Origin of the sequence: Candidatus Clostridium eludens (assembly GCF_045310515.1) — a bacterium.
Taxonomy (GTDB): Bacteria; Bacillota; Clostridia; order Clostridiales; family Clostridiaceae; genus Clostridium_B; species Clostridium_B eludens.
Genome location: NZ_JBJHZX010000102.1, coordinates 1 through 3,780 on the forward strand (window position 1 = coordinate 1; position 3,780 = coordinate 3,780).

General features: G+C 30.3%; 5 protein-coding genes. All 5 read right to left on the minus strand.

Features of this window, described 5'->3' with window-relative positions:
* A partial coding sequence (gene hypF / locus ACJDU8_RS25185) for a carbamoyltransferase HypF (RefSeq protein ID WP_406794937.1) occupies positions 1–1,193 on the minus strand: 1,193 nt, incomplete at its 3' end.
* Positions 1,177–1,434 (minus strand): hypothetical protein, encoded by a 258-nt coding sequence (locus ACJDU8_RS25190; protein ID WP_265874179.1) that lies wholly within the window; start codon positions 1,432–1,434, stop codon positions 1,177–1,179. The genes hypF and ACJDU8_RS25190, both read right to left, overlap by 17 nt.
* A 17-nt stretch (positions 1,435–1,451) precedes the next feature.
* Positions 1,452–1,871: a cytochrome b5 domain-containing protein gene (locus ACJDU8_RS25195; RefSeq protein ID WP_406794938.1), complete on the minus strand. Its 420-nt coding sequence runs from the start codon at positions 1,869–1,871 to the stop codon at positions 1,452–1,454.
* 12 nt (positions 1,872–1,883) lie between these two features.
* Positions 1,884–2,336, minus strand: coding sequence for a hydrogenase maturation protease (locus ACJDU8_RS25200; protein ID WP_265874177.1), 453 nt, complete (start codon positions 2,334–2,336; stop codon positions 1,884–1,886).
* Positions 2,333–3,748 carry a nickel-dependent hydrogenase large subunit gene (locus tag ACJDU8_RS25205; protein ID WP_406794939.1) on the minus strand — a complete coding sequence of 472 codons (1,416 nt, stop codon included), beginning with the start codon at positions 3,746–3,748 and terminating at the stop codon, positions 2,333–2,335. Before ACJDU8_RS25205 ends, ACJDU8_RS25200 begins: the two co-directional genes overlap by 4 nt.
* Between the last annotated feature and the right edge of the window lie 32 nt (positions 3,749–3,780).

Here is a 3,780-nt window from a genome sequence, read left to right on the forward strand (position 1 = left end):
GCATATCCTCTTCCACTTCTTATAACACATTGTTCACCATTAAATAGTTTAACAACAGGATCATCAATTGGAATATAAATTTCTCTATCATGCATTAAGAAATAATCCGCCACATCTTTAAGATTTTTAAATGCACTATTATTTTTATATTCAATTGGAGATCCACTAATATTAGCACTGGTCATTATAAGTATGTCTAACTCCTTTTCTAATATTAAGTAATGTATAGGGGTATAAGGAAGCATAACACCAAGCTTTCTTTGGCCTGCTGCTATGTTATCTGGAAGATTTATATTAGATTTTTTTTTCAATAATACAATTGGCTTTTTTCTGCTAGTTAAAATCTGTTCTTCTTTTTTATTTAGTTCACAGAATTCATTTACAGTATGAATTTCTTTCATCATAACTGCCAATGGCTTATTAGGCCTCTTTTTTCTATTTCTAAGTTCACTTATGGCCTTTTTATTTCTACCATTGCATACTAAATGAAAGCCACCAATTCCTTTTATTGCAACTATTTTTCCTGCCTTTATCAGTTCAATAGTTTTATCAATTACATCTCCACATTTTTCAGTCTGGTTCTTATTATTTATAAGCACTAATGAAGGCCCACATTCTCTACAGCAATTAGTCTCTGAGTGAAATCTTCTATCTAGTGGATTAGTATATTCATCTTCACAATTACTGCACATCTTAAAATAATCCATAGTAGTATTTTTTCTATCATAAGGCAATGCTTTTATTACAGAATATCTTGGACCACACTTAGTACAACTTGTAAAAGCATATCTATATCGCCTTCCTGGATCATTCATTATATCCTGAGCACAATCTTCACAAGTGCTCATATCCGGCAGTATAAATTTTACTGTATCATTTTCATTAGAACTTTCTCTAATATTAAAATCATCATAATATAAATATTCTAGAGTTCTACATTTCACTGAATTTATAATAGCTGGAGACGGAGGATTTTTAATTATTTTAAGTGTAAACTTTTTAATATTATCTAACGTTCCTATTATATCAATAGTAACACAACCACCAGAATTATTTACCCATCCACAAATTTCATATTCCTTAGCCGTATTATATACAAATGGTCTAAAACCAATTCCCTGCACCACACCATATACATTTATCAAATATCTTTTTTTATGGTTATCCTTGTGAGCATTATTCAGTTGAGTCACCTTCTATGTTCTTAATAATGGCAGTTTGATCTGGTAAGTCTCCAATTTCAATGCTTATTTCTGTGCAAGTATCTATTAAATTTTCATTATAGTTTTTAAGATATTGAAGTAGATTATTATCATTAATATGGCTATCTTCATTTACAATAATAGACATTTTATTTATTTTTGAAATTTTTCCTTCTTTACAACAATGATCTAAGCTCTGTGATATTTTACTTAGTAATATGATATCATGCATAAAAATCATCTCCCAAATTATTTTTTTATGACACCGACTTTGGGTAAATTTTGTAATACTTTTATATCCTCCTTATGACACACAGTAAATTGACTTGTCAAATCTTTTCCTGCATATAACCCCTCATGGGTTCCTCCCCCCCATGAGGGAACTAAACTCAAATCATATACTACACCATTAACAGCTACATATGCGGGGGCTCCATTAGCACCATTATATTTTGATAATTCCTCAAGAGTAAATTGTCTTTTATTTTGCCTAAATTCACTATTTTTAAGCAGTGCATTTACTAATTTATTTAATTTTTTTGCTTCACTTTTTATTAGACCTCCATAATAATTTTTAATATATGGGCATCCTACCGCCATCATGCGCAGTGTATAGTAATTAATTCTTTTGTCAATGTCATATAACCTTTGAATAGTATGAGAATCCAATTATCTATCCTCCTAAATTTTGCAGGGTAACCTAGATAAGATTTCTTTGAAAACATTCTTTGAAATTATATTAATATTATCCTCAATCTCTCTGCTGAGACCAAGTTTAAAGCTAACCTTACCTACCTCAATACCTATAATGTATCCATTGACAGTTTTATAATATGATTTTATTAAATCTATTACATTGTAACTATGCTGTGTGTAATATTTTTTGTTATACTGGTATTCAGCCAGCGAATTTATTGTTAGCTCTCCTGGATTTTTACCATAGTAAGCTGCATCTATAAAAAATATGAAATCACCTTCTTCTATTAAAGAAATACAGTACTCAAAATCTGTTTCTCCAATTATGACTTCTATATTATTTTTCACAAAACTTTCTCTTAGTTTTTCTAAAACTACAATACCAACACCGTCATCTTCCATTAGAGTGTTTCCTATTGCAATAACTTTTACCTTCATACTAGTACCTTTACATAAGCAAGTTCACATTTATTACTTACTAAATGAGTTGCACAAGAAACACAAGGATCAAAAGATCTTAAAATTCTTCCCACTTCTATAGGTTCTTTTATATTTCTTATTTTAGTTCCAACCAATGCTTTTTCTCCAATTCCAAACCTTCCATTTTCATCTTTAGGATTCATATTCCAAACTGTTGGGGTTATAATATTGTAGTACTTTATAAGTTTATTTTCTATTTTGACCCAGTGCCCCAATGCTCCTCTTGTAGTATCAGTTAGCCCTGCACCAAAACTTTCATCTGGAATATTATATACCTCTTGATTACTAGGAAGTAGTTTGATGCGTCTTGACAAACCACCCATAATTTCTATTATCTTTTTAGTTTCCAGTACCCTTGCAACATTTCTGTCCATACAGGAGCTACCGCCATTATATTCACCTGCAATTATTAATCTAGCCAAAGGTCCAACTTCCATAGAATAGCCATCATAATTAGGTGATTTTATAAAACTGTATCCTTCTTTCTTAGCTAAATCAATTTCATCAATATTACCTTCTGATGGATTCTCATTCTGTTTATCACTGACATACCAACTGTGCAGTATATTTTCTGTAATTTTACTACTATCAAAGTTTTGTTTCTTTCCATCAATTAACACACCCGATTTTACATAACTTATTTCAGGTTCAGCGTAATGATTAAAAATGCCATAACTCATAAAATTATTATAAGTTTGCCCCATTTCAAAATAGTCCGGATAATATTCAGAAATTATTTTTATATCTTGTATCATAATATTACTAATAAATTCCCTTAATTTAGCTATTATAGATTGAATTTTTACCAACTTATATGAATTCATATTTACCGTAACCCCACCAACAAAAATACCATGGGAATGAGGTGCTTTGCCACCCAACACAGCTAAACCTTCATGGGCTAATCTACTGTATTTTATGCTATCAATATAGTGATCACTTAATTTTTTATTCTCAGCTTCTGAAAGTCTGTAATCATCATATTGATCTGAATATAGTGGACTAATATTAGGCATTTTTACATAACTTGGCATAGTCAAATTATAAAATTGTCTCAAATGATTTTGTATGAATTCAAAACCATGCATTAAATCTCGTATATACATATCATTTACACTTACATTAACCTTCAATGCATCCTCTAATGCCAGTGTAGAAGCCATGGCATGTGCTGTAGAGCATATGCCGCAAATTCTTTCAGTAAAATATATGGCATCTAAGGGCTGCCTACTTTTAAGCATCTTTTCAAAACCTCTAAATAGGAGTCCACTAGTTTCTGCATTAATAATTACATCTTGTTCAACTTCTATTTTAGTTTCTAAAAATCCACTAATTCTTGTTATAGGATCAATTGTAATAGTTTTTTTCATAGAATCCTCCTATCCTAATATCTTACAAAAGG